This window comes from Microbacterium umsixpiens (assembly GCF_053543675.1).
The window spans coordinates 1-3922 of sequence record NZ_JBLVOH010000241.1; the positions used below are offsets into that span (position 1 = coordinate 1).

A 3922-nucleotide genomic window follows, 5' to 3' on the forward strand; every position below is an offset into this window, starting at 1 on the left:
CGACCGCCGCGACCGAGACTCCACCGTCGCTGAGGATTCCGGCGACCGTGGCGAGCACGCCCGGCGCATCCGCGACCTCGAGGGTGATCTGGTAACGGGTGGTCACGTGTCCGATCGGGACGACCGGAAGGTTGGCCCTGGTCGACTCGCCGACCCCGACGCCGCCGGCGATGTGACGGCGGGCGGCGGAGACGACGTCACCCAGCACGGCGGAGGCCGTCTGGACGCCACCCGCTCCTGCGCCGTAGAACATCAGTGAGCCGGCGGCCTCGGCCTCGACGAAGACGGCGTTGTTGGCGCCGTGCACGGATGCGAGGGGGTGCGAGTTCGGCACGAGCGCCGGGTAGACGCGCACCGAGATCGACTCGGCGCCGTTGGCCTCGATGCGCTCGCACACCGCGAGCAGCTTGATGACGAAGCCCGCCGCGCGGGCCTCCTCGATCATGGACGGCGTGATCGAGGTGATGCCCTCACGGTAGACGGCCTCGAGCGGCACGGCGGTGTGGAACGCGAGGCTCGCGAGGATGGCGGCCTTCTGCGCAGCGTCGTAGCCCTCGACATCAGCGGTCGGGTCGGCCTCGGCGTAGCCCAGGCGCTGGGCGTCGGCGAGCACGTCGGCGAAGTCGGCACCCTCGGAGTCCATCCGGTCCAGGATGTAGTTCGTGGTGCCGTTCACGATGCCCATGATGCGCACCACCCGGTCACCGGCGAGCGAGTCGCGCAGCGGGCGGATGATCGGGATCGCTCCGGCGGCTGCGGCCTCGTAGTAGACGGACGCGCCCACACGGTCGGCGGCCTCGAACAGCTCGGGGCCGTGCGTGGCGAGCAGGGCCTTGTTGGCCGTGACGACGTCGGCGCCGGAGCCGATCGCCTGCAGGATGCTGGTGCGCGCCGGCTCGATGCCGCCGATCAGCTCGATCACGATGTCGGCGCCCAGGATCAGCGACTCGGCGTCGGTGGTGAAGAGCTCCTTGGGCAGGTCGACGTCACGCGGAGCGTCCACGTCGCGCACGGCGATGCCGGCGAGCTCCAGTTCCGCACCGGCACGGTCGGCCAGCTCGTCACCGTGGCGCAGCAGGAGCGCCGCGACCTGCGAGCCGACCGCTCCGGCACCCAGCAGTGCCACACGAAGTCGTCGGTATTCAGTCATGGTTGCTCCTTCGGAGGTGGGTCATTGGTCTCCCTCGGGGGCTTTCGCCCCGTCGATGCCCGCGTCGCGGGCCAGCACGTCGTCGACGGTCTCGCCGCGGACGATGACCGTCGAGTGTCCGTCGCGCACGGCGATCACCGGCGGACGCGGTACGTGGTTGTAGTTGCTCGCCAACGGGACGCAGTATGCGCCGGTGGCCGGCACGGCGAGCAGATCCCCCGGCACCAGATCGTCTGGCAGGTACTCGTGGTCGACCACGATGTCGCCGGATTCGCAGTGCTTGCCGACGACCCGACTGAGGCGAGGCTCACCGGACCCCGCGCGCGAAGCGAGGCGCGCCGAGTACTGGGCGCCGTACAGCGCAGGACGCGCGTTGTCGCTCATGCCGCCGTCGACGCTCACGTACCGGCGCACGGCGCCCGTCGCCACGGTCACGTCCTTGGTGGTGCCGACCTCGTAGAGGGTGACGCCCGCGGTGCCGACGATGGCACGGCCGGGCTCGAACGACAGGGCGGGAACGGGGATGCCGCGTGCGGCGCACCCCTCCGCGACCGAGGCGACGATCGCATCGGCGAGTTCCTCGATCGGGGTCGGGTCGTCGACGCGCGTGTAGGCGATGCCGAAGCCGCCGCCGAGGTTGAGCTGCGGGACCGGACCGCCTTCGAGCAGAGTGGCGTGCAGGTCGAGCACGCGGGACGCGGACTCGCGGAAGCCGGCGACGCCGAAGATCTGCGAACCGATGTGACAGTGCAGCCCGGCGAACACCAGACCGGGGATCTCGCGGATGCGCGCGACCGCCTTCTCTGCCTCCGGGAGCGGGAAACCGAACTTCTGGTCCTCGTGGGCCGTAGCGAGGAAGTCGTGGGTCTCGGCGTGCACGCCGCTGATCACGCGGACCAACACGCGCTGGGTCGCACCGGTGCGCGCCGTGATCGCTGCGAGCCGTTCGATCTCGATGGCGCTGTCGACGATGATCGTCCCGACGCCGCCCTCGACGGCACGCTCGAGCTCGGCGACCGACTTGTTGTTGCCGTGGAAACCGAGCGAAGCCGGCGCGACGCCGGCGGCGAGGGCGACGGCCAGCTCTCCCCCCGTGCAGACGTCGACGCGCAGCCCCTCGTCGACCATCCAGCGTGCGATCGTCGTGCACAGGAACGCCTTGCCCGCGTAGTACACCTGCGCGGTGGTGGAGTTGGCGGCGGCGGCGCGATCGAATGCGAGTCGGAACCGCCGTGCGCGCCCGCGCACCTCGTCTTCGTCGAGCACCTGCAGCGGCGTGCCGTAGGTGCGGGCGAGGGTGGTGGCGCTGACGCCGGCGATGTCGAGCACGCCGTCGGCATCACGCACCGCGGATGCCGGCCAGACGCCGTCGGCGAGGTCATTGGCGTCATCGGGCACGGCGAGCCATTCCGGAGCGAGCGAATCGGCAGGGAGAAGCACTGATCACCAATCGTGGGAAGTATCTCGGGCGGGGTCGCACACATCGAGGTTGACCCGATTCTAGGGCACCGGCCGCGTCTCCCTGGTCATGGTGACGCGCCGCGTCAAGCCCCTGCAACAGCCCGTCTCCGCCTCCTAGGGTGGGGGCGTGGCGAACACTGAAACGACGAAAGACTCCTCCGCGCGTCCGGGGCTGATCCCCCGCATCACCGGACCGGTCATCGCGTGGGCTCTCGCGCGCCGGCCGGTACGCGCGGCGCTGTTGTACACCGAGCGCCGGGGACCGATGCTCGCCGACAGCGTCACCTATCGCGCGCTGTTCAGCGTGTTCGCGGGGGTGCTTCTGGGCTTCTCGATCGCGGCTCTGTGGCTCGCCGGGAACCCGGTGGCATGGCAGGCGATCATCGACGCCGTGCAGTCGGCCGTGCCCGGGCTCATCGGCGAGGACGGTGTGATCAAGACGAAGGACCTCCAGGCTCCCGCGTCCCTGTCGCTCGCCGGGATCATCTCGCTCATCGCTCTCGTCGGCGCGGCACTCGGTGCCATCGGCTCGCTCCGCACGGCCGTGCGGGTTCTCGCGGGCACGCTGCAGGACGACATCCTCTGGATCTGGGTGATCCTCCGCAACCTCGCACTGGCCATCGGCATCGGCCTGGCGTTCATCGTCTCTGCCGCCGTCACCTTCGTCGGACAGCTGGGTGTGTCGTGGATCGCTGACTTCCTCGGGCTACCCGCGGATGCGCCGGTGGTGGCCTGGACCGTGCGCCTGCTCTCCCTCGTCGTCGTGTTCGCTCTCGACACGGCGATCATCATCGGCGTGTTCCTCCTCCTCTCCGGGGTGCGACCGTCGAAGCGGTCTCTCTGGTCGGGAGCGCTGCTCGGCGCCGTGGGACTGCTGGTCCTGCAGGAGCTGTCTGGACTGTTCGTGGGAGGCGCGACGAGCAACCCGCTTCTCGCCTCCTTCGCCTCGCTGCTCGCGCTGCTGATCTGGTTGAACTTCTCGGCGCAGGTGATGCTGTTCGCGTGCGCGTACATCGTGACGGCCGAAGAGGAGAAGTCCGATCGCGTGCACGCCCGCTTCGCAGCGACGACCTTCGTCCAACGACGCCTGCAGCGCGCCGAGGTCGACGTTAAGGTCGCCACCGCGGAACTGCGCGCCGCGCAGGAGGCCGCGTCCGCCGAGAAGTCGGCCTAGCCCGCGCGTCTTCGTTGTGACCAGATCAGCTATTCTGGTCACAACGAGAGGACGACATGGACGCGCACCGCACAGTCATCGAACTCCCCCACGCCACGGTGTCAGCGCTGGAGTGGCGGCCGGTCGCGGAGACCGGC

Annotated in this window: 3 protein-coding genes; 1 reads left to right on the plus strand and 2 read right to left on the minus strand. The window is 69.9% G+C overall.

What is annotated here, in order from left to right; translation table 11 throughout:
* Both ACNPM4_RS20100 and lysA read right to left on the minus strand, forming a co-directional pair.
* Positions 1 to 1150 (minus strand): homoserine dehydrogenase (locus ACNPM4_RS20100; RefSeq protein ID WP_448986946.1); only part of this gene is annotated, 1150 nt, incomplete at its 3' end.
* Positions 1151 to 1171: 21 nt separating this feature from the next.
* Positions 1172 to 2590: a diaminopimelate decarboxylase gene (lysA, locus tag ACNPM4_RS20105; RefSeq protein WP_448986947.1), complete on the minus strand. Its 1419-nt coding sequence runs from the start codon at positions 2588 to 2590 to the stop codon at positions 1172 to 1174.
* A gap of 148 nt (positions 2591 to 2738) precedes the next feature.
* Here lysA and ACNPM4_RS20110 point away from each other — a divergent pair, with 148 nt between their 5' ends.
* Positions 2739 to 3785 carry a YihY/virulence factor BrkB family protein gene (locus tag ACNPM4_RS20110; RefSeq protein ID WP_448986948.1) on the plus strand — a complete coding sequence of 349 codons (1047 nt, stop codon included), beginning with the start codon at positions 2739 to 2741 and terminating at the stop codon, positions 3783 to 3785.
* Positions 3786 to 3922 lie beyond the last annotated feature (137 nt).